The sequence below is a fragment of the Marinobacterium sp. xm-m-383 genome, from assembly GCF_013283255.1.
Classification (GTDB): domain Bacteria; phylum Pseudomonadota; class Gammaproteobacteria; order Pseudomonadales; family Balneatricaceae; genus Marinobacterium_E.
Genome location: NZ_WBYT01000001.1, coordinates 200,830 through 223,206, shown reverse-complemented (window position 1 = coordinate 223,206; position 22,377 = coordinate 200,830). Strand labels below are relative to the sequence as shown.

Sequence of the window (22,377 nt, the reverse complement as noted above, 5' to 3'; positions counted from 1 at the left end):
GATGGCTTATTAGAGCACAACTTATCCATCAGTATGTATCAACCTAGATAAGATAATTGCTATTCTCTATTCAAAGATGTGAGAAGGAGTCTCAATGAAACAAGCCATTCAAGATCTCTATCCAGAGAGCCATAGCCACTGTTTTGGCTGTGGTCGATCAAACGCGGATGGATGGCACCTGAAAAGTTATGTAACAGGTGACACCATCCTAGCTCGCTTCACGCCAGAGACCAAATACAGCGGCGGCGTTCCTGGACACCTTTACGGCGGCGCGGTCGCTTCCCTACTCGACTGCCACGGCACTGCATCAGCGGCCGCTTTCAGCTACCTGCAGAAGCATGAAACACTCGAAAAAGATGCAAAGATTCAACGCCACGTCACAGGGCAATTAAATATTAAATACATCACCCCCACTCCGATGGGCGTGGAGTTAGAACTGCATGGCGAGCTGATATCCATCGAGGGGCGTAAAGTGCGAGTTAAGTTGACCTTATCCGCCGATGAAAGGCTCTGTGCAGAGGCTGAGATGGTTGCGTTTGGCGTTGAGTGATTGTTGGAGCGGTCTTGTAAAGGCCGCGATTGGTATTCATTAGAGTTTATCTGAAAGCAACAGTGACTGGCTTCAGCCTGTCATCTGATTTTTCGGTGTTTTCCAGATAGGCATTAAATTCTCACGGCGGATGACAGGCTGAAGGCCAGTCACCGTCAATACCGCTCACACAAAGAAGAAGGCTAGCCGACGCCAGTCGGATAGAAATGCTTTTGATCTTAGGAGATATCGCGGCCTTTTCAAGACCGCTCCAACGTTTTGAATGGATCTTGGGTCGATTAGTATCGACCCGCCATGTCATCCATTGAGATCGGTTTGATCTTACTGCCCTGTCCGGCACAGCCGAAGGCTTCGAAACGATCTTTGACGATACCTGAGGCTGCATCGCGGGCTGCGGCTAGGAATTTACGTGGGTCAAACTCGCTCTTCTTCTCGGCCATCATACGGCGCATAGCACCGGTCATTGCCAAGCGAATGTCGGTATCAATGTTGACCTTACGAACACCGTTTTGAATCCCTTTAACGATCTCCTCTACAGGGACACCGTAGGTCGGTTTCAACTCGCCACCAAACTCACGAATGATCGCTAACCACTCCTGTGGCACGCTGGAACTACCGTGCATCACCAGATGGGTGTTCGGGATTGCTTTATGAATCGCCGCGACACGATCAATTGCGAGAATATCGCCCGTCGGTGGGCGTGTAAATTTGTACGCACCGTGGCTGGTACCAATCGCAATTGCTAGGGCATCGACGCCAGTTTTCTCAACAAATTCTTTAGCTTCATCAGGGTCGGTCAGCATTTGATCATGGCTCAAAATACCCTCAGCACCCTGACCATCCTCTTCACCGGCTTCACCCGTCTCTAGCGAACCCAGACACCCTAGCTCACCCTCAACCGATACGCCAACGACATGCGCCATTTCACAGACTTGTCGGGTCACCTCGACGTTGTATTCATAAGTCGATGGCGTTTTACCATCACTCATTAACGAACCATCCATCATGACACTGGAGAAGCCAGAACGAATCGACTGCATACAGACTGCAGGTGATGCACCGTGATCCTGATGCAGGACAACCGGAAGATCCGGGTGTGTCTCGATAGCCGCCAAAATGAGATGGCGAAGATAAGCCTCACCGGCGTAGGTGCGAGCGCCAGCAGATGTCTGCAGAATCACAGGACTGTCTGTTGCCTGCGCTGCTTGCATGATCGCTTGCACCTGCTCAAGGTTGTTAACGTTAAACGCAGGAACACCGTAGCTATTCTCTGCGGCGTGATCAAGTACCTGACGTAGGGATACAAGTGCCATTATTTACCTCCGAAGAGTCGATTAAGTTATTGAATTGATGGGTTAATCCACCAACTCTGAAAAGTCTTGAATGACGCGATCGGGGTTAGCCGACTCAATCGGTTCACCCATGTTGTAACCGTAAGGAAGTAACCAAACATCAATGCCTGCATTACGCGCCGTGGCCGCATCGATCGAGGAGTCACCCACAAACAGTGCATCCTCTGCTGAGATTTGCCACTGCTCAAGGCAGTCTAAAATTGACGTTGGGTCAGGCTTCTTCACTGGAAAACTGTCGCCGCTGACTACAATATCGAAGAGTTCCGTTAAGCCGTGAGCCGCTAACACACGATCGGTGTATCGGCTCTCTTTATTGGTAACCACTGCCAACTTGACCCCTTCAGACCCAAGCTTTTTAACCACCTCTAAAACATGTGGATAGAGGTAACTGGTGGTACCGCAGCAGCGTTGATAGTGCTTATCAAAGACAGGTAGTGCGCCTGCCAAAATAGGTCCAGACTCAATCTCTTCAATGGATTGGTTGTGGATGTAAGCCAGGGCTTTAATCAACAGCGCACGTGTGCCGTGCCCTATCCACGAGTTGACCTGTTCTTGAGTCACCCTTGCATAACCACACTCTTCTAAAGTGGCATTGGTGGCATCATAGATCTCCGGCGCCGTCTCGACTAAGGTACCGTCAAGATCAAATAACATCGCTTTATACATTTCTGTTACCCCTAAACTCGCTGGCGAACAGCATCAGCAACTGCGTTAGCAGTAATGCCGAAGTACTCATAGAGAACAGGAGCCGGTGCTGAATCACCAAAGCTGTCGATGCCTACAACACCACCTTTTCTGCCCACATATTTGCGCCAGAAATCGGTATGCGCTGCTTCCACTGCAACCGCAGGAAGGTCCGATGGAATCGTCTGCTCTTGGTAATCTTCAGATTGGCGATCAAACAGATTGGTACAAGGCATTGAGACAACGCGGGTTGAGATACCCTCAGCCGCTAAAGTCTCTTGAGCTTGCAACGCCAATTGCACTTCAGAACCGGTTGCCATGATCACCGCTTGTGGACTGGCCATATCAGAGAGGATGTAGCCACCTTTACGAACTTTGTCTGCATCAGAGGCCGCCTTCAGTAATTTAGGCATCCCCTGTCGTGACAGCGCTAGAGCAGAGGGACCATCCTGTCGCTCAACCGAGTGCGCCCATGCCGTGGCCGTTTCAAGGGCATCACAAGGACGCCAGACATCAAGTCCAGGAATAATGCGTAAGCTTGGAACGTGCTCGATACTCTGGTGTGTTGGGCCATCTTCACCCAGACCAATCGAGTCATGAGTAAAGACATGAACCACACGCTGTTTCATCAGTGCAGCCATTCGAATCGCATTACGAGAGTAATCACTAAACGTGAGGAAGGTACCACCATAAGGTAGGTAGCCACCATGCAGTGCCATACCATTCATAATCGCAGCCATACCAAACTCACGAACACCGTAAGAGAGGTGGTTACCCCAAGTATCTCGGCCTGCATAGGTGGCTGTTTTGAAGTTAGTCAGGTTCGAACCGGTCAAATCAGCACTGCCGCCAAAAAACTCTGGAACAAGAGGTGCGATAGCATCTAGTGCATTTTGACTCGCTTTACGAGTCGCTACGTCCCCTTCTGCTGCAGCAATCTGAGCCATGACATCGGCAATCTTAGATTGATACTCATCGCTCAATTCACCGATCATACGACGTCTGAATTCTGCGGCTTTTTCTGGGAATGCTTTAGCGTACTCAGCAAAACGAATATCCCATTCCGCCTCTTCTGCTCTGCCTGAATCGGTGCAGTCCCAAGCGCTCTTCACGTCGCTAGGAATCTCAAATGGCGCATGATTCCAATTCAGTGCAGCGCGTGTCGCAGCGACCTCGTCAGCACCCAGTGCGGCACCATGAACGTCGTGTGTACCGACCTTATTGGGCGACCCTTTACCGATCTCGGTTTTAGTACAGATCAGTGTCGGTTTGCCATCAGCTAAGACCGCTTGAGCTTTGGCTGCACGAATCGCTGCATCGACAGCTGACGCATCATGACCGTTTACATCACGAATCACATTCCAGCCATAAGCTTCAAAACGTGCCGGCGTATCATCAGCAAACCACCCTTCGACGTGGCCATCAATCGAGATACCGTTGTCGTCGTAGATCGCGATGAGCTTAGACGTTCTTAGGGTCCCAGCCAGTGAGCAGACCTCGTGACTGATCCCCTCCATCATGCAGCCATCACCCAAGAAACAGTAGGTGAAATGGTCCACTATAGTGTGCCCTGATTCATTAAACTCTGCCGCCAACATCTTCTCGGCAAGTGCCAAACCGACAGCATTCGAGATACCCTGGCCTAATGGACCCGTCGTAGTCTCCACACCCGCTGTAACGCCCACTTCAGGGTGACCTGGTGTCTTAGAGTGCAGTTGGCGGAACTGTTTAAGTTCATCGATTGGAAGATCGTAGCCCGTTAAATGCAGCAGTGCATAGATCAACATTGAACCGTGACCATTAGAGAGAACAAAACGGTCGCGATCTGGCCAGTGTGGATTGGCTGGACTGTGTTTCAAGTGACGGTTCCAAAGAACCTCTGCAATTTCTGCCATACCCATCGGTGCACCTGGGTGTCCCGATTTTGCGGCTTCGACGGCATCGATCGCTAGAAAGCGAATCGCATTGGCCATCTCATTTGCCATAGCGGCATTCGGTGCTGTTCTGTTCATCTGTTGCTCCTAATTAGCGACGGCCTTAACCACGACCCAAGGCGCGATTACGACGTTCCATCATGCGCCATACAAAGGGTGTGAAGATCAACTGCATTGCCAGCTCCATCTTGCCCCCAGGGACAACAATGGTATTGGCACGTGACATGAAGCTATTGCCAATCATGTTCAAGAGATACTGGAAGTCGATCCCCTTAGGGTTAGCAAAGCGGATAATCACCATGCTCTCATCGGCAGAAGGGATGTCCCGAGCGATGAAAGGGTTAGAGGTGTCGACCATCGGTACGCGTTGGAAATTCACATGCGTATGTTCAAATTGAGGGCAGATGTAGTGAATGTAATCAGGCATGCGGCGCAGAATCGTATCCGTTACCGCTTCAGCACTGTAACCACGCTGGTTCTTATCGCGCCAAAGCTTCTGCGTCCACTCAAGGTTGATGACGGGAACCACACCGATACGTAGATCTGGGTATTGGGCTATATCGTTCTGCTCAGTTTTCACCGCGCCGTGCAGGCCTTCATAGAAAAGGATATCGGTATCTTTATCGATCTCTTCCCAAGGTGTGAAGGTGCCTGGCTCTTGTCCGTAAGGCTCAGCCTCATCTTGGTTGTGCAGGTAGAAGCGTTTTTTACCGGTACCCGTCTCAGAGTAGCTTTTAAACAGGCCTTCGAGCTCATCAAACAGGTTGTTCTCTGGACCAAAGTGGCTGAGATGTTTATTGCCCGCTGCATCGGCTTGCGCCAACTGCTTTTTCATTTCGGTACGATCGTAACGGTGGAAGCTATCGCCTTCGACAATCGCGGCTTTAACATTTTCACGACGAAAGATGTTTGAGAATGTGCGAGTAACGGTTGAAGTACCTGCACCTGATGAGCCGGTAATCGCAATAATTGGGTGACGTTCTGACATAATGTTTCTCCAGGTCCAGTAACTTAATCGCGGAATAGACTGCGTTCAGCAAAGAGCGGCATATCTTCGCCTTTCTCTTCGATCGGTTCGTTGTGGTAACGCTCAATGCGCTCGACCTCGTTTTTAGAACCAAACACCAAACCTATGCGTTGGTGAAGCTCAGTCGGTTTCACATCCAGCATGGGGTAGCTGCCTGTACTGGCACGACCACCGGCCTGCTCGATAATCATACCGACAGGATTTGCCTCATAGAGCAGTCGTAACTTACCGGCTTTGCTTGGATCTTTGGTGTCACGTGGATACATGAAGACACCACCACGCATTAGGATACGGTGCGCCTCCGCTACCATCGAAGCGATCCAACGCATGTTGAAGTCTTTACCGCGCGGACCCGTCGATCCCGCAAGACACTCATCTACGTAACGTTTAACGGGCGCTTCCCAGAAACGGCTATTAGAGGTATTGATCGCGAACTCTTGAGTCTCCTCAGGAATGGTGATGCTGGGGTGAGTCAACATAAACTCACCTAAAGCGGGATCCAGAGTAAAACCAACTACACCGTTACCCACCGTAAGAATCAGCATGGTCGAGGGACCATAAAGCGCGTATCCCGCCGCTACCTGTTGTGATCCGGGCTGAAGAAATACCTCTTCTTGAATAGGCGCTGTTGCATCATCCGGTGCACGAAGAATCGAGAAAATACTGCCCACCGAGACGTTCACATCAATGTTCGATGAGCCATCGAGTGGATCAAATACAATCAGATAGCGACCTTTCGGATTCCCCTCTGGGATATCCAGCGCCTCATCCATCTCTTCCGAGGCCATGCCGAGAAGATGTCCGCCCCACTCGGTCGTTTTGATGAAAATGTCATTACTGAGCACATCCAGTTTTTTCTGAGCCTCACCCTGGACATTGATACTGCCGCCTGCATCTTCATTATGCTCACCGTGTAGGCCCGCTAATTCACCATAGGCTACGGCTTTAGCGATCTGCTTACAGGCCATCGCCACATCCAAAATCAAGGCGTTAAAATCACCGCTGGCACTTGGGTAACGACGACGCTCTTCAATTAGGTATTGAGTTAAGGTCGTTCTATTGGTTCTAAATGGCATATCAGTTGCCTCTTATTATTTTTGAAAATCGGTATTGTTAAGCGATCAGTCGAGACAACTGCTCTAAATTCACATCGCTTAATGAGGGAACAATTAAGTCAGCCCCTGTGAAATCATGGTGCTTGGAAAACTCATTAGGGGTTATTACAGTAGCCAATTCGGCGCCTTTAGCGGCTCTTAACCCATTGTTGGTATCTTCAATGGCTATTGCCTCTGCCGATGAGACACCAAGACGCTCCAATGCTTGAAGGTAGACACTGGGGTCCGGTTTTTTATTCGGAGCAGTTTCTGCGTTTTCGACAACGGTGAACGTCTCCTGCCAGTCATCGCCCATGGCGTGAGAGAGCAGTGCTTCGATATTGGCAGGAGTGGTCGTTGTGGCGATGGCTAGCTTTAAACCAGCAGACTTCGCGGCTTTAATTAGCTCTAAAACACCAGGGCGCATCGCAACCTCTCCGCAAGCAACCATCTCTTCATAACGAGCAGTTTTAGTGGCATGCAGCTCTGGAATGATTGAGTCGATGCGCTCTTCGCTGACTTGAACACCTCGATCAGGCCGTTGGTTCCAGTAGTGACGAATTCGCTCTTTGCCGCCCGAGACTTCAAGCAGCTCTGTATAGGTCTCTAAATCCCATAACCAAGTGAGGCCCGCTGTTTCAAAGGCATAGTTGAAAGCAGCCATATGCGCCATTTCGGTGTCTGCCAATGTACCGTCGACATCAAAAATTAACGCTTTAAGTGCCATTTAATACCTTCAGTTATATTCTTATGTTTATTTTCTATTAACTAAGAGTATTCAGTGTGCTAAGTAAGCGCAATTAAAATGAGGTTATATTAGGATTAAGAAATCACTTAACTAACAACCGACGTAAAAAAGCCCCGGTGCTTTTACATCGAGGCTTACTAAATAAAAGTTAATCTGCCATCAAATCTCTATCCGCGTCCCACCCCTTTGATTTTGCATGAACAATGGCTTGTTCTTGAATATGTAGGTAACGCACTCGGATCTCATCTGGCAACTGACTGACAGAAAATCCATAATTCTCCCACTCATCATTGACCTGACGCCAGAGTGTCTCCAGCCCCTGCACTAACCAACCCTCACAACTTTCCGTTTCCGGAATCAAACCAAAAGCCCAAGCATCCCTGATGATTTTTCCGGTATCGGTCATCCCTCCGTAAAGGTCATTGTGAATGCCGACGTATGTTTTTGATTTTTGCATAACGACTCCTAACAGGTCAGGCTGGCAAATAAGCTGGGTAGCTTTTCTGGCAGACGATCAACGTTATCGACCACCGTATAGTTATTGGCCCCAAAAATTCGTTTAACATAACTATCAGCATTGGGGTCTAAGGTTAAGCAATAGGTTAAAACACCTTGGCTGTACAGCTCTTCGACAGCTTTCTTGGTATCGTGCCTAAGGTGTTGGGGATCACGCTCATCGATATCAGCTGGTTCCCCATCTGTGACCAACAGGAGCAGCTTGCGGCGTTCAGGTTGTTTCATCAAAAGACTTCCAGCATGTCGCATGGCTGCTCCCATACGAGTTGACAGCCCTCCCGTCATTCCTGCAAGACGACTTTTTGCTTCGTCATTAAAGCTCTGATTAAAATCTTTAAATTTAAAGTATTGAACATCGTGTCGACCATCAGAAGCGAATCCATGTATCGAAAAAGGATCACCGATGCCATTGATCGCGCTTGAAACCAGCGTCGCTGCTTCACGCGTCAACTCAAGCACACTTTTATCAGATCCCTCCATGGTCTCATTCGTCGACTCAGATAGGTCCAACAATACAGTCACTGCAAGATCGCGATTTTTGACAACATTACGCATTGTGATTCTGGGGTTGGGTTGTTCACCCATTCTGATGGCAATCATCGCATCGATGGCCGCATTCAGATCAATCTCATCACCATCTTCCATATTTCGCTCTCTTTGAACGCCATCCGGTGAGAGAAGATCAACAACCTGTTTAATTTTCTGCACTATCGGCTTATGTTCTTGAAAGATCCGATCAATCGTTTCTGGATCCCCTTTTTGAGCTCTTTTTTCGTACACCGTTGCCCAATCGGGTCGGTATAACTGCACCTGATAATCCCACTCCTGATAGTGGTATGGATCTGAAATAGGCTCTTTACCCCAGCGGTCATTAAAAGACTCGGTCGCTTCACCTGCATCCTCATAAGGCATGAACTCTGTCGCGCATACCCAAACTTCTTGGGCATCATCGCCCGCTAGCTCACAGTCCACCTCATTCGCCATTTCGACGGCACTGACATACTTTCTTACCTGTCGTTGCGAAGCGGGAATATACTCCAGACCATGCTCAGCTAGATTGAAAGGCTCAAACTCCCAAACAAAACGATTATCATCACGATAAGGTGTGCGCATGGACTGCAGAATACGTAGACTGGGCACCTCTTTACGGTCATCAAACAGAGCAAAAAGCGCCAGTCCTAACTGAAAGCTGATTTCAGAAGAGTCTTTTTTAGCAGAAATTTCATGATGAAACTTAGCCGATAATTCATTCAACTCTGGGTCGTCTGATCTTACTGTTTCATCCATCAGCATCAATGCAAACTGACCCAACCGCTGTAAGGTTGGGTGTTCCTCACGGCCCTCCGGCTCAATTGACAGTAACGCTTGCCAAGTGGAACGCAGTCCAGGAAAGTCTTGCATCGCACAATACTCAACCCTGGCATCTTCGATCAATGCGATAAAGAACATCTGCGCCTGACTAAGGCCGCTAGCATCCATTCGGTCAGTCGTATAACTCATATGAGCAGCAGCGTGTGCCACTTGAGCACGATATAACGAGACGCCATCCACCTGGTTGAGATCATCAACCGCATCTGGCAAATGCATAACATGATGTTCAATGTAAGGTTTAAAGTCTTCGTAATCTGCCGAGGTGGGACGAAGAAAAAAATCTCTTCCCCATAAAGCCCTTAAGTAAAAATTTAATTTGCGTTGCGCATCAATAAACAGCGTACCCTTGCGCTCTTGTTGCAGCATTTTTTGACTATCAGCGGTCTTGAGCTCGAAATAACTGACTAGATTAACAAAATCTCTTCGATAAGCATCCGCCCCAAAGTTAGCCCAACGTCGAAGTCCTGAAAGCGTCAGCTTTGATAGCAGCTCATCCATATGATTCAGCATCGGCCTAAGGCCGCGAGCTGCCTTAGCAGACAATTGATGGATGAGAGTAAGGTACCCTCTCAGCAATTCAGGATCACCAAGACGATTTGCAGCAATCGGCAGGGATTGCAATAACAGAGTAATGACTTCACCAGAGGTCATCGAAGCGAGTTTCATGGCTGCATGAATACAGTCACTCATGACATCCTCACCACACTCTTTCACGACCTGTGGCATGCATTCAATAAACGCGATCACGAGCTCTTTACCACGACCTAGATTCGCCAAACTCTGTGCACCCTCAAGATAGTCTTGTAAGGCAGGCGATGACATCACTCGTGCGGCTTCATGAAAGTGACTCTCTAAAACATCGTTCATTTCTGGAGCGATGCTCTCAAGAGATTGGCGATACTGGTCCATGTCGATACTCATCGGTGCTGCCCCTGTTAGCTCACAAAAAATGTGTTGACTGCAGCATCTAGGGTTTCTCGCATATCTGGATCATCGGTCAACGGTGTTACTAACGTCATTTTGCACGCAGACAACGGATCTACACCTTCAGCGATCATCTGCCCAGCATAGACAAGCAAACGAGTTGATATTCCTTCATCAAGGCCGTGCCCTTTCAAATTCCTCGCACGGTGGGCTATTTGAACCAATTTATTGGCGATATCAAGACCCACACCTGTCTCTTTATCTACAATTTCAGCTTCATCATAATCTTTCGGATAGTCAAAGTTCATCGCACCAAATCGCTGTTTAGTGGATTGTTTAAGATCTTTCATCAGGCTTTGATAACCGGGGTTATAAGAGATAACCAATTGAAAATCAGGGTGCGCCTCGATCAGTTCCCCTTTTTTATCCAAAGGCAGTGTTCTGCGATGGTCAGTTAAGGGGTGAATCACAACGGTGGTATCTTGTCTTGCTTCAACGACCTCATCCAAGTAACAAATTGCCCCTATTCTGGCAGCTGTCGCTAATGGACCATCCTGCCAATGGGTACCGTCCTTATCGAGCAAAAAACGTCCAACCAGATCTGAGGCCGTCATATCTTCGTTACAGGCAACCGTAATCAGAGGACGCTTCAGTTTCCAGGCCATATACTCCACAAACCTTGATTTGCCGCATCCCGTTGGCCCTTTGAGCATCACCGGCATACGTCTTGCATAGGCGGCTTGATACATATCGACCTCATTGCCTACCGCCTTATAAAAGGGTTCGTCCTTGATAATGTATTGATCCGTATTCACTGCACTCATACTCTTACCTTTTGTATTCATTGAGAGCAAAACCCCCTCATTAGAGGGGGTATCTATAGCGTTATACTGGGTTGCCTCGGTAAACCACCATCTCAGCACCTTTTGACTGAGCATAGTTGTCATAACCGACCAACCTAACGTGGTTATTAGGGTGGGCTTGGTGGCAAGCTTCAGCCTCATTCAGAACTCGATCAACGTCGGTCTCACCGAACAGTGGCAACTTCCACATGTACCAGTAGTGATCGAACGCATTCTCTGGCTCTGTATGCTCTATCGCCGGGTTCCATCCTTTAGACACGATGTACTCAACTTGCTTTCGAATTTGTTCAGCATTCATCTCAGGCAGGTAAGAGAATGTCTCGAATTTACGGCTATTCACATCACTCAGGCTTGATGCGTAATCTTGCATTTCACTCATCATCTATTCCTCAACTCTAATAAGAGCTCAATTTATTAAGGAGGGTCTCTAAGGAACCCTCCCATTACTTTATTTATGAGAGACGTCTAGCTTATCGACCGTATCGAATTCAAACTTGATCTCTTTCCAGGTTTCCATGGCAACTTTTAGCTCAGGGCTGTGCTCGGCTGCAGAGAGAAGGATTTGTTTACCATCTTTCTCAAGTTCAGCACCGTGATTTCGCGCTTCAACACAGGCTTCAAGAGCCACACGGTTCGCAGCTGCACCTGCGGCATTACCCCACGGGTGACCCAAAGTACCACCACCAAACTGTAGAACTGAGTCATCACCAAAAATGTTAACCAATGCAGGCATGTGCCAAACATGGATACCGCCCGAGGCAACCGGAATAACACCCGGCATAGATCCCCAGTCTTGATCAAACATAATGCCGCGACTGCGATCCTCTTTTGTAAAAGAGTCACGCATTAGATCGATCCAGCCCAAGGTCGCCTCACGGTCACCTTCCAACTTACCAACCACCGTGCCAGAGTGAAGATGGTCACCACCGGAAAGACGAAGCATCTTAGTCAGCACTCGGAAATGGATACCGTGATTAGGGTTGCGGTCTAGAACAGCGTGCATGGCACGGTGAATGTGCAACAACATGCCATTTTCACGACACCAATTTGCTAGACCTGTGTTAGCGGTAAAACCACCGGTCAGATAATCGTGCATAATGATTGGGGCGCCGATCTCTTTTGCATACTCGGCACGCTTATACATCTCTTCCGGAGTTGGAGCTGTCACGTTCAGGTAGTGACCTTTACGCTCACCCGTTTCAGCTTCGGCTTTTTCAATGGCTTCCATGACAAAATCAAATCGTTGTCTCCAGCGCATGAACGGTTGAGAGTTAACGTTCTCATCATCCTTGGTAAAATCGAGACCACCGCGAAGACACTCATAAACTGCTCGTCCATAGTTTTTGGCTGACAAACCCAGCTTAGGCTTGATGGTGCACCCCAACATTGGACGACCGTATTTGTTCATAATGTCGCGCTCTACCTGAATGCCGTGCGGTGGTCCACCACAGGTCATTACATAGGCGACTGGAATACGAACATCTTCCAATCGCAAAGAACGCACTGCCTTAAAGCCAAATACGTTACCAACAAGAGAGGTCAATACATTGACAACAGAGCCCTCTTCGAACAGGTCAATTGGGTAGGCAATGAATGCGTAGAACGCCTCGTCATTACCAGGAACATCCTCGATAGCGTAAGCGCGGCCTTTATAGTACTCAAGATCAGTGAGCAGATCTGTCCACACGGTCGTCCAAGTACCGGTAGAAGACTCTGCCGCAACTGCTGCTGCCGCCTCTTCACGTGGCACTCCATCTTGTGCAATTACCTTAAAACACGCCAGAAAGTCCGTATCTTTTGGTGTGTAATCGGGCATCCAATACGTCTCACGGTACTCCTTTACACCTGCTTGATAGCTTTTTGCCATGGTCAATTTCTCCTGTTGGATTAAACCTTGATTATTGTTGTGCTGTTTGAGTGCCAGGCTGAAATCAACTTAGCAATCGCATAGGAGAGACGTTATGGGAAAGTAATGTTAAGAACAACACAAACTTTCTTATCAAAATGATAAGTGATTACTTAACATTAATATTCAATCAGGAATTAAATAGATACTGTTTACATTAAGGTTAAACTTAACTATTTTGAATAAACCACAATAAATAACTCAAAGCATTAATCGGAGGAGCCAGTGCGTAATACAACCTTTCGTCAGCTCAGAGTCTTTAATGAAGTCGCAAAACAGCTGAGTTTCATTAGAGCCGCGGAATCTCTTCACCTAACTCCCCCGGCGATTACCATGCAAATTAAAGAGCTTGAAAGTAACGTAGGCATGCCGTTGTTTGATCGTGCTGGCAAAAAAGTCACGCTAACCACAGCAGGTGAATATATGCTGGTCTACGCTAGAAGAATCCTAGCGACCGTTAAAGACGCTGAAGATGCTGCAGCAAGATTAATTCACGCAGAAGCTGGAACAATTACGATAGGGATTGTTAGAACCGCAAAATACTTCATGATGCACCTTATTTCTGAATTCATTGAAGAACATAAGAGTGTCGACATAAAGCTATCGATTGGTAATCGTGAACAGCTGCTCAAATCTTTGCAAAACAATGAAGTTGATCTCGCTATTATGGGTCGACCACCCAAAGAGATGCGGACCCGAAATGAACCCTTTGCGGCTCACCCACACGTTTTTGTGGCCGCGCCCACAAACCCGTTATTTTTAAGAAGCCTGGATGAGCGGTTAACACCCGAGGAGCTGCGAGATATCCCGTTTATTGTTCGTGAAGAGGGCTCAGGCACACGAGCAGCGATGGAACGCTTTTTCGAGGGGAGAAGTATTGAACCGCATTATAAGTTTGAACTGGATTCCAACGAAATGATCAAACAGGCCGTAATGGCCGATCTGGGGATAGGATTTGTGTCACAGCACACAGTCGGTTTAGAACTGGAGCACCAAAAACTGGGGATACTCAATGTCGATGGCGCACCCATTGTTAGAGCCTGGAACCTTGTGCATACACAATCGAAGGTACTCTCCCCTGCTGCAGAGGCGTTCCGATACTTTATGCTTGAGCGTGCAGAGAGCTTCCTAGCTGAGCAGTTTGGGCGGTTAGAGTAAGCTTGGGGCGATCTTTTCGGTGACTGGCCTTCAGCCTGTCAACCGCATTTCTATCCGACTAGCGTCGGCTAGCCTTCTTCTTTGTGTGAGCAAAGAAGAAGCAAGAAAACACACCCCGCTCCTTCGGCCTTCGGCACACTGCGCGCGATACTCTTTTTCTAACATCAAAAGGCACATTTCAGAGCCTGCTCCGTGCAGGCGCTGAAACTCTCGCCCATCCGGGGCTCGATCCTTTCAACGTCTTAACGAAAAAGAGCACCGTGCTCGTTCTCAGTCGGACGGGGAACGGGGTGCCAGATTCGAATCTGGCACTGTTGGAGCGGTCTTGAAAAGGCCGCGATGGGTATTAAGTTAAGCTTAGCTATTGGCACCGGTGTCTGGCTTTAGCCTGACATCCACTTTCTCAGCGTTTTCCAGATTATTAGTAAATCTTACCAGCGGATGACAGGCTGAAGGCCTGTCACCAAATATCGCGGCCTTTTTAAGACCGCTCCAACTTAGATTACTTACGCGCTGCTTTAAGTGTATCCGCAATCATAAACGCCAACTCAAGTGACTGGTCAGCATTAAGGCGTGGGTCACACTGGGTGATGTAGCGCTCTGCCAGGGCAGATTCTGTGATTTGGTAGGCACCACCGACACACTCAGTTACATGGTTACCAGTCATCTCAAAATGAACACCACCGGCGTAGCTACCCTCTGCCTTGTGAATCTCGAAGAAGGATTTCATCTCTGAGAGGATCGCATCGACCGAGCGGGTTTTGTAGCCGCTGCTCGCTTTTACCGTATTGCCGTGCATCGGGTCGTTGCTCCAGACCACATTCACGCCCAGATCATTCACAGCACGCACTAGCTGTGGCAGGTGATCGCCGATCTTCTCGGCTCCCATGCGAGCAATCAGATTGATACGACCCGCTTCGTTCTCTGGGTTTAAAATCTCCAGAAGACGTTTCAAATCATCCACTTGAGTGGTTGGGCCCACTTTCACACCGACCGGGTTTTGAACACCGCGCAGGAACTCAACGTGAGCATGATCAGGCTGGCGAGTACGATCACCAATCCAGAGCATGTGCGCTGAACAGTCATACCAACCGTTGGTCAAACTGTCTTGACGCGTTAGTGCCTCTTCATAAGGCAGCAAGAGTGCTTCGTGTGAGGTGTAGAGCGTTGTCTCAGAGAGCTGCGGCGTATTGTCTGAATTCAATCCACAGGCCGCCATGAACGACAACGCTTGATCGATCTGTGCGGCTAGCGCTTCATACTTTTCATGCGCAGGCGACTGAGACACGAAGCCTTGGTTCCATTTATGAACCTGATGCAGATCGGCAAAGCCACCACGTGAGAAGGCGCGCAGTAGGTTTAATGTGGCTGAGGATTGATGATAAGCCTTCAACATACGCTCAGGATCTGGAATCCGTGCTTCTGCAGTAAACTCGGCCGAGTTGACGTTGTCACCACGGTATGAGGGTAGCTCGACACCATCAATCGTCTCAGTATCACTAGAGCGAGGCTTAGCGAACTGACCAGCAATGCGCCCGACTTTTACAACAGGACAACTGCCCGAGAACGCCAATACAACGGCCATCTGCATCAGCAGTTTAAACGTGTCTTTAATCTTATCGGCACTGAACTCGTTAAAGCTCTCTGCACAGTCACCACCCTGTAACAGAAACGCTTCACCACGACTGACACGAGCCAGATCAGCTTTTAAAGATCGGATCTCTCCTGCAAAAACCAAAGGCGGCTGTTGTTTCAGCTCAGCCTCAATCGATTGCAGTGCCGTTAGGTCTGGGTAAGTCGGTAACTGTTTAACCGGCAGATCGCGCCAGCTATTGGGCGTCCATACGCTCATGTGAAATATTCCTTTAGGTGGTGATTAAAGAGGTTGCTAGTCTACTAAATTAATGCCAACAACTGCAGTAGGTAGAGCCCGAAAGTTATCGTGATCATCGACACAAAGGTCGTCAGAACAATAATGTTGGCGGCAAGCTCATCGTCATCTCCTGCAATTTTAGCCATCACATAACTGGCAGCCGCGGTAGGAGATGCGAGAAACAGAAACAGAGTCCCTAACTCCATTCCACTGATACCCAAGTAGGCGCCAATGGCCGTGAACAGCAGCGGCACCCAAATCAACTTTACCAGCGTGGCATTGACGGCCAACCAACCCGACAGTCGAAAGGCTTTTAACGACAGCGTTGCGCCAATGCAGAGCAGTGCTAGCGGCAGTGACATAGAGCCGAATAGTTGAGCCGACTCCTCTACCCAGAGTGGCAATCGCAAATGCAACAGTGACAACAGCGCACCAATTAACACCCCGATAATCATCGGGTTCAGCACCACCTCTTTGGCAACAACCAATGGCGTAGGGCGATAGCGTGTACTGAAGACCGAAAAGAGCACAACCGAAAGACCGTTGTTTAGGATTCCCGCTAAACCTGCCATTAATCCGGCCACTTGCAGCCCCTCATTGCCATAGAGGCTCAATACCAGCGCCAGTGCGATGATGCCATGATTACCTCTGAAACCCGCCTGAATAAAGACAGCACGCTGATCCGGCCGAATCCACCGATAAGCGACGAATCCCATGAGTATGACTACTGCGAAGTTGGCCAGGATGTAGTAGCCAAACAGAACGGAATCAAGCAGTCCCACCACGTCCGCTCGGTAAGTAGCTAAACCTAACAGAGTAGGCAGGGTTGCTTTGTAGACCAACATCGAGGCGCCACTGATGAAACCATCACTCAACAGGTTAAATCGTTTTAGCAGCAATCCGATGATGACCAGGGAGAAAATGGGGGCCGTAACAGCAAATATTTGAGCAAACAGCTCGAAGTGATTCATGCGATTCCAAGTCCATGTGGAGTAGACGTCTATTATGGCCGATACCGCACCTGCGAAACAGATAAAAACTGTGATTTTTTCTCTACTTACCTGCCCTAATTACTGTTTGATCGCTACAATAGAATCTTTCTCATGCTATTTTCACTGGAGTCCAGGATTGTCAGGTCTAGATCAGTTTATTGCCCCAACTAAAGCCGGTGATTTGCGCCGTATTGGTGATGTAAAAGGGGCCGCCACCGGTTGGCTAATCGATCAGATACGCGACAAGCATCAGGGACCTATACTGATGCTCTGCAACGACAGTGAGAGCGCTAGCCGTATTCGTCGTGAGATACGCTTTTTTGCCGGTGACTCTCTGCCTGTGATGCTCTTTCCAGACTGGGAAACCCTAGCTTACGATAGCTTCTCTCCACACCAGGATATTACTTCCACTCGCTTAGAGACGCTCTACCGACTTCAAGGTTTAAAGTCAGGTGTCATTGTCGTGCCTGCTTCGACGGCGATGCAGCGTGTCGCTCCTAAAGAGTTTGTCAGTGGTAATGTCTTCTGGCTTGAAAAAGGTCAGCAATTAGACGCCGACAGGATGCGAGAGCAACTGATCGATGCAGGGTATAACCTGGTCGACACCGTCTATGAGCACGGTGAATTTGCTGTACGTGGCGCCATTATTGATCTCTACCCTACCGGCACTAGCGCGCCTCTTCGTATCGACCTATTTGATGATGAGATCGATACTCTAAGGACATTCGATCCGGAGACACAACGCTCCATTGAACAGATCGAGCGCATTCGCATTTTGCCGGCGCGTGAATACCCTTTTCACTCCAACGCGATTGATGGCTTTAAACAGCGTTGGCGTCAACGATTTGATGTCGATTATGGCAACTGCTCTATCTACCAGGACATCTCAAGCGGTTTAGCACCGGCGGGTATCGAGTACTATCTGCCGCTCTTCTTTGAGCAGTGCTCTACCCTGTTCGATTACCTTCCTGAATCAACCCTAGTGATTCAGCAGAAAGGGATACTGGAGGCCGCATCACAATTCCACAGCGGTGTGGTAAGTCGACATAACGAACGCCAAGGCGATATCACTCGCCCAATTTTGACGCCAGATGAGCTCTTTTTAACACCGGATAACTTGGCAAGTGACCTAAAACGTTGGCCTGGAATACGTCTATGCGCTGAACCAGAGGAGGTTAAACCGGGGCGTGAAAATATTGGTGCGACTGAGCCACCCAGTTTAAGCACCTCTCCCACTGCGGCAGAGCCTCTGCGCCCACTGGCCAATCACCTAGACAAAGCCACTACTCCGGTTCTCATTCTTGCTGAATCAGCGGGCCGTCGTGAATCTCTATTAACGCAACTGCAAGCGATGTCGATCAAGCCTGTGCAACTCGACAGCTGGCACGCTTTTCAAAACAGCAATGAGTCACTCGCAATAAGCGTTGCACCGCTTGAACAGGGTCTTGCCATCAGTGATCAATTTGAGGTGATCTCGGAGGCACAGCTGTTTGGCAATCAGGTCTTCCAACGTCGTCGTCGCCAGCGTGAACAGAGCGATGCCGACCAAGCCGTTAAATCACTGTCTGAACTGAGCGTCGGGAATCCTGTGGTCCACATTGATCACGGCGTAGGTCGCTATCTCGGTCTGCAGACGATCGATTTGGATGGATCAGCCACCGAGTTTCTGACCCTGCAGTACGCGAATGATGCCAAACTCTATGTTCCGGTCTCCTCTCTGCATCTGATTAGCCGATACACCGGTGCCAGTGAAGAGTCTGCACCGCTGCACCGTCTTGGCACAGAGCAGTGGTCCAAAGCGCGCCGTAAAGCGGCCGAGAAGGTACGTGATGCAGCTGCCGAGCTGTTAGATATCTATGCACGTCGTGCCGCTCGCCAGGGGTATCAATACAGCATTGATGATGCTATGTACGATCAATTCTCACGTGCATTCCCATTCGAAGAGACGCCAGATCAAGCGATGGCCATTGAAGCGGTGCGCCGAGACATGCAAGCCGTGCAACCGATGGATCGTCTAGTCTGCGGTGATGTTGGCTTTGGTAAAACTGAAGTGGCTATGCGGGCCGCCTTCATTGCGGCACAAGCTGGCAAACAGGTCGCTGTATTGGTACCAACTACCCTACTCGCCCAGCAGCACTTTGAGAATTTCCGTGATCGTTTCGCCGACTGGCCTATGGAGGTTGATCTGATCTCTCGCTTCAAAACAGGCAAACAACAGGATCAGATCGCAGCCAAGGTAGAGGCCGGTCAGGTCGATATTTTGATTGGTACACATAAACTGATTCAGGGCGATTTGAAATTCAGCAACCTAGGGCTGTTGATAATCGATGAGGAGCACCGTTTTGGTGTTCAGCAGAAAGAGAAGCTCAAATCGCTCCGTTCTGAGGTTGATATTCTAACCCTAACCGCAACGCCTATACCTCGCACACTGAACATGGCGATGTCGGGCATGCGTGATCTTTCGATCATCGCGACGGCACCGGCTAAGCGTCTATCGGTTAAAACCTTTGTGCGTCAATCAGATCCAGCGCTGATTAAAGAGGCCATTCTGCGTGAGTTGCTTCGCGGTGGTCAGGTCTACTATCTGCACAATGAAGTGAAAACCATTGAACAGACCGCTAAAGAGTTGGGTGAGCTGATTCCAGAGGCCCGTATTGGTATCGGCCATGGCCAGATGCGTGAGCGTGAACTGGAACAGGTGATGAGTGACTTCTATCACAAGCGATTCAACGTATTGGTCTCCACCACCATCATCGAAACCGGTATCGACGTTCCTAACGCCAATACGATCATCATCGATCGCGCTGATAAATTTGGTCTGGCTCAATTGCACCAGTTGCGTGGACGAGTCGGTCGTTCGCATCATCAGGCTTACGCTTACCTGCTTACACCGCACCACAAGGCGATGACTTCAGATGCCACCAAACGTTTGGAGGCGATTGTCGAAGCGAGCACTCTAGGGGCAGGCTTTACCCTAGCAACCCACGACCTTGAGATACGGGGTGCCGGTGAGCTGTTAGGTGAAGAGCAGTCGGGTCAAATGCAGACAATTGGTTTCTCCCTCTACATGGAGATGCTAGAGCAAGCAGTAGAGTCGATTAAAGAGGGTAAAACACCCAACTTTGATCAGCCTCTTCATCACGGCTGTGAAGTGAACTTGCATCTACCAGCACTGATTCCCGATGACTATCTGCCGGATGTGCATAACCGATTGACGCTCTATAAACGCATTGCCAATGCAGCCAATGACGAAGAGTTGCGTGAGCTTCAGGTGGAGATGATTGATCGCTTTGGTCTGCTACCAACGCCTCTTCAGAACCTAATTCGACAGACTTCAATCAAGTTGCGGGCTGAAAAACTCGATATTATCAAGTTGGATGCTGGCGCTGGGTCAGGACGCTTGGAGTTTGCTGAGGAGACCTGTGTCGATCCTTACACCCTTGTAAAACTGGTGCAGACACAGCCAAAGGTCTATAAACTCGATGGGGCTACCGCGTTTAAGTTCAGTGTACCGATGGAAAACAGTGAAACTCGATTCCAGACAGTTGAAGCGCTGCTTGATACACTGACACCGGCAAGTGATTGATTTGAACCTTCAGGAGCATATTAAAGTGAGAGTGATTGCAACGACCCTTTTGCTATTGGCTGGTATCGGCCAAGCCGTGGCTGACGATGAGGCGGTCAAGCTAGCGGTTGCCCCTGAACTGATCAGTGAAGAGAGTCTCTACACTGTTGAAGTGGTTATTTTCAAACAGGCTGAAGCCGACAAAGAGAGCGAAACCTGGCCTGCCGACTTAGAAAGTATAGAATTCACCAACGCTGAGCTTCCTCTCGTCAATGATGGCGAACCCTTAGCCCTGAATGAAGAGTTGCCAATAACCACCTTTGCATTGACTGAACAAGCCAATCGATTGGCGCAAAAAGGGTATGAGCTGCTCTACCACAATAGCTGGCTGGATCAGTTTAAACCTGGCGCTAACCGCACCACTCTGTTATTGGATGCATTTGGAAACTTCGAAGGTACATTACGCATTGAGCGTCAGCGTTATCTGCATATCTACCCATCGATCAACTACTACCCTAACGGTTTAAGCTTGACCGACGAGCCCGCTGAAACGATCCGTTTTGAGGAGTCACGTCGCATGCGATCGAAGGATCTGCACTACATCGATCACCCCGTTCTGGGAATGCTGGTACTCTTTAGACCGGTTGAAGCAGTCGAGATGGAGGTCACCGATCTGGTGACCTCAACAGAGACAGCAAACACCGTAAACTAGTTCGACGGCGCCTCATTCGGGGCAATATGAATTGTAGAGGTTGGGAAAGCGATCTCTGCGCCACGCGCTTCAACCAGATTGATAATCTTAACCAATACATCCTGCTTAACCGAGTGGAACTCCACCCAGTTAACCGTTTTGGTAAAGGTGTAGACCATGATATCGATCGATGAAGCACCAAAGTGGTTCAGGTTTACGATCAGAGTTTGACTCTGATCGATCTCAGCATGGCTCTGCAGCATCGCTTTAATATCCGCAACAATCTGCTCAACCACAGCCGCATCGTCATAACGAACACCAATGGTTTCATAGATACGACGGTTAGTCATACGCGATGGATTCTCAACGGCAATACTGGCGAAGGTTGAGTTAGGGACGTAGAGCGGTCGTTTATCAAAGGTGCGAATACGGGTTAAGCGCCAGCCGATCTCTTCAACCGTACCCTCAATCTCTTTGTCGGGGGAGCGAATCCAATCCCCCACTTTGAAGGGGCGATCCATGTAGATCATCAACCCGCCGAAGAAGTTAGCCAACAGATCTTTTGCGGCAAAACCGACGGCCAAACCACCAACACCACCGAAGGCTAGTATGCCTGAGACACTGACGCCCAAATGTTGAAGCAGCACCAAACCTGCAAACAGAAGGACGGTTAATCGCAGTAGTTTTGCGACCGCATCAGCGGTGGTACGGTCAACACCAGGACGACCAGAAACGCCATCCACTAACTGCTGCTCAACCCGTTTAATCAAACGGATCAACGTCCATGCTGCCAACAGAATATAGGCTAACGAGCGCAAAGATTGCGTCAGAACCAGGTCGATCTCGTCCAGTGCTCGTGCGGCAATATCGAGTGAGAGCGTAATACCCACCACCCAGACTAGAAGACTTAATGGGGCACGCACGGTATCAATGAATACCTGATTCCAAACGGACGAGAGATTATTGATGAAGGGAATCAGTCGATTCAGCAAAGTATTGCTGACGAGAGAGACGATCAGTGTCATCAACAGAATCACAGCGCCTTGCAGCAACCACTGATATTGATTCAAGGCAGGTATGGCATTTAATAGTGGGTTAAGCACCCAACTCAACAATTCAGTCACTTAAA

At 49.0% G+C, this 22,377-nt stretch carries 18 protein-coding genes; 4 read left to right on the top strand and 14 right to left on the bottom strand.

Translation table 11 applies throughout. The annotated features are described in order from the left end of the window. The first annotated feature begins 94 nt into the window (after positions 1–94). Positions 95–550, top strand: a complete 456-nt coding sequence (locus tag XMM383_RS01065) for a PaaI family thioesterase (RefSeq protein ID WP_173494377.1) — start codon at positions 95–97, stop codon at positions 548–550. A gap of 278 nt (positions 551–828) precedes the next feature. Here the strand turns inward: XMM383_RS01065 and fba are convergent, their stop codons facing one another. From fba to XMM383_RS01010, 11 genes are all read right to left on the bottom strand, one after another. Continuing rightward, on the bottom strand, positions 829–1,863 hold the full coding sequence (fba, locus tag XMM383_RS01060; RefSeq protein ID WP_173494376.1) for a class II fructose-bisphosphate aldolase: 1,035 nt from the start codon (positions 1,861–1,863) through the stop codon (positions 829–831). A 42-nt stretch (positions 1,864–1,905) separates the two neighbouring features. Further along, positions 1,906–2,568, bottom strand: a complete 663-nt coding sequence (gene gph, locus XMM383_RS01055) for a phosphoglycolate phosphatase (RefSeq protein WP_173481512.1) — start codon at positions 2,566–2,568, stop codon at positions 1,906–1,908. An 11-nt stretch (positions 2,569–2,579) separates the two neighbouring features. Further along, complete coding sequence (tkt, locus tag XMM383_RS01050; protein ID WP_173494375.1) at positions 2,580–4,598, bottom strand: transketolase; 2,019 nt, start codon at positions 4,596–4,598, stop codon at positions 2,580–2,582. A gap of 25 nt (positions 4,599–4,623) precedes the next feature. Continuing rightward, the gene (locus tag XMM383_RS01045; protein ID WP_173483141.1) at positions 4,624–5,508 is read right to left on the bottom strand and encodes a phosphoribulokinase; all 885 of its coding nucleotides are present in this window, start codon (positions 5,506–5,508) and stop codon (positions 4,624–4,626) included. Positions 5,509–5,531: 23 nt separating this feature from the next. Next, positions 5,532–6,623: a class 1 fructose-bisphosphatase gene (locus tag XMM383_RS01040; RefSeq protein WP_173483142.1), complete on the bottom strand. Its 1,092-nt coding sequence runs from the start codon at positions 6,621–6,623 to the stop codon at positions 5,532–5,534. Between the two features lie 37 nt (positions 6,624–6,660). Next, positions 6,661–7,368: an HAD-IA family hydrolase gene (locus tag XMM383_RS01035; protein WP_173484259.1), complete on the bottom strand. Its 708-nt coding sequence runs from the start codon at positions 7,366–7,368 to the stop codon at positions 6,661–6,663. Positions 7,369–7,537: 169 nt separating this feature from the next. Next, the gene (locus tag XMM383_RS01030) at positions 7,538–7,846 is read right to left on the bottom strand and encodes a hypothetical protein (RefSeq protein WP_173481517.1); all 309 of its coding nucleotides are present in this window, start codon (positions 7,844–7,846) and stop codon (positions 7,538–7,540) included. 8 nt (positions 7,847–7,854) lie between these two features. After that, positions 7,855–10,197: a nitric oxide reductase activation protein NorD gene (locus tag XMM383_RS01025; protein ID WP_173484260.1), complete on the bottom strand. Its 2,343-nt coding sequence runs from the start codon at positions 10,195–10,197 to the stop codon at positions 7,855–7,857. A gap of 14 nt (positions 10,198–10,211) precedes the next feature. Further along, a complete protein-coding gene (locus XMM383_RS01020; RefSeq protein WP_254443041.1) occupies positions 10,212–11,045 on the bottom strand; it encodes a CbbQ/NirQ/NorQ/GpvN family protein in 834 nt (277 codons plus the stop codon). A gap of 40 nt (positions 11,046–11,085) precedes the next feature. After that, a complete protein-coding gene (locus tag XMM383_RS01015; RefSeq protein WP_173481520.1) occupies positions 11,086–11,442 on the bottom strand; it encodes a ribulose bisphosphate carboxylase small subunit in 357 nt (118 codons plus the stop codon). A gap of 69 nt (positions 11,443–11,511) precedes the next feature. Next, a complete protein-coding gene (locus XMM383_RS01010; protein WP_173481521.1) occupies positions 11,512–12,930 on the bottom strand; it encodes a form I ribulose bisphosphate carboxylase large subunit in 1,419 nt (472 codons plus the stop codon). A 264-nt stretch (positions 12,931–13,194) separates the two neighbouring features. Here XMM383_RS01010 and XMM383_RS01005 point away from each other — a divergent pair, with 264 nt between their 5' ends. Beyond that, positions 13,195–14,127, top strand: coding sequence for a LysR family transcriptional regulator (locus tag XMM383_RS01005; RefSeq protein WP_173481522.1), 933 nt, complete (start codon positions 13,195–13,197; stop codon positions 14,125–14,127). A 502-nt stretch (positions 14,128–14,629) separates the two neighbouring features. Here XMM383_RS01005 and XMM383_RS01000 read toward each other — a convergent pair. Beyond that, entirely contained in the window at positions 14,630–15,979 is a 1,350-nt protein-coding gene (locus XMM383_RS01000; protein ID WP_173494374.1) for a class II 3-deoxy-7-phosphoheptulonate synthase, read from the bottom strand. A gap of 44 nt (positions 15,980–16,023) precedes the next feature. Beyond that, positions 16,024–16,971, bottom strand: coding sequence for an AEC family transporter (locus XMM383_RS00995; RefSeq protein ID WP_173494373.1), 948 nt, complete (start codon positions 16,969–16,971; stop codon positions 16,024–16,026). A 157-nt stretch (positions 16,972–17,128) separates the two neighbouring features. Between XMM383_RS00995 and mfd the strand changes: the two genes are divergently transcribed. Both mfd and XMM383_RS00985 read left to right on the top strand, forming a co-directional pair. Then, positions 17,129–20,578, top strand: a complete 3,450-nt coding sequence (mfd, locus tag XMM383_RS00990; RefSeq protein ID WP_254443040.1) for a transcription-repair coupling factor — start codon at positions 17,129–17,131, stop codon at positions 20,576–20,578. After that, a complete protein-coding gene (locus XMM383_RS00985) occupies positions 20,571–21,269 on the top strand; it encodes a CsiV family protein (RefSeq protein ID WP_173506469.1) in 699 nt (232 codons plus the stop codon). The genes mfd and XMM383_RS00985 overlap by 8 nt, the downstream gene beginning before the upstream one ends. Here the strand turns inward: XMM383_RS00985 and XMM383_RS00980 are convergent. Continuing rightward, positions 21,266–22,372 carry a mechanosensitive ion channel family protein gene (locus tag XMM383_RS00980; protein WP_371744224.1) on the bottom strand — a complete coding sequence of 369 codons (1,107 nt, stop codon included), beginning with the start codon at positions 22,370–22,372 and terminating at the stop codon, positions 21,266–21,268. The genes XMM383_RS00985 and XMM383_RS00980 overlap by 4 nt on opposite strands. Between the last annotated feature and the right edge of the window lie 5 nt (positions 22,373–22,377).

What these genes read in the sequence shown, in the direction of transcription:
- XMM383_RS01065 (WP_173494377.1), top strand. Translation starts at nt 95, where the DNA reads ATGAAACAAGCCATTCAAGATCTCTATCCAGAGAGCCATAGCCACTGT.
- fba (WP_173494376.1), bottom strand. Translation starts at nt 1,863, where the DNA reads ATGGCACTTGTATCCCTACGTCAGGTACTTGATCACGCCGCAGAGAAT.
- gph (WP_173481512.1), bottom strand. Translation starts at nt 2,568, where the DNA reads ATGTATAAAGCGATGTTATTTGATCTTGACGGTACCTTAGTCGAGACG.
- tkt (WP_173494375.1), bottom strand. Translation starts at nt 4,598, where the DNA reads ATGAACAGAACAGCACCGAATGCCGCTATGGCAAATGAGATGGCCAAT.
- XMM383_RS01045 (WP_173483141.1), bottom strand. Translation starts at nt 5,508, where the DNA reads ATGTCAGAACGTCACCCAATTATTGCGATTACCGGCTCATCAGGTGCA.
- XMM383_RS01040 (WP_173483142.1), bottom strand. Translation starts at nt 6,623, where the DNA reads ATGCCATTTAGAACCAATAGAACGACCTTAACTCAATACCTAATTGAA.
- XMM383_RS01035 (WP_173484259.1), bottom strand. Translation starts at nt 7,368, where the DNA reads ATGGCACTTAAAGCGTTAATTTTTGATGTCGACGGTACATTGGCAGAC.
- XMM383_RS01030 (WP_173481517.1), bottom strand. Translation starts at nt 7,846, where the DNA reads ATGCAAAAATCAAAAACATACGTCGGCATTCACAATGACCTTTACGGA.
- XMM383_RS01025 (WP_173484260.1), bottom strand. Translation starts at nt 10,197, where the DNA reads ATGAGTATCGACATGGACCAGTATCGCCAATCTCTTGAGAGCATCGCT.
- XMM383_RS01020 (WP_254443041.1), bottom strand. Translation starts at nt 11,045, where the DNA reads ATGAATACAAAAGGTAAGAGTATGAGTGCAGTGAATACGGATCAATAC.
- XMM383_RS01015 (WP_173481520.1), bottom strand. Translation starts at nt 11,442, where the DNA reads ATGAGTGAAATGCAAGATTACGCATCAAGCCTGAGTGATGTGAATAGC.
- XMM383_RS01010 (WP_173481521.1), bottom strand. Translation starts at nt 12,930, where the DNA reads ATGGCAAAAAGCTATCAAGCAGGTGTAAAGGAGTACCGTGAGACGTAT.
- XMM383_RS01000 (WP_173494374.1), bottom strand. Translation starts at nt 15,979, where the DNA reads ATGAGCGTATGGACGCCCAATAGCTGGCGCGATCTGCCGGTTAAACAG.
- XMM383_RS00995 (WP_173494373.1), bottom strand. Translation starts at nt 16,971, where the DNA reads ATGAATCACTTCGAGCTGTTTGCTCAAATATTTGCTGTTACGGCCCCC.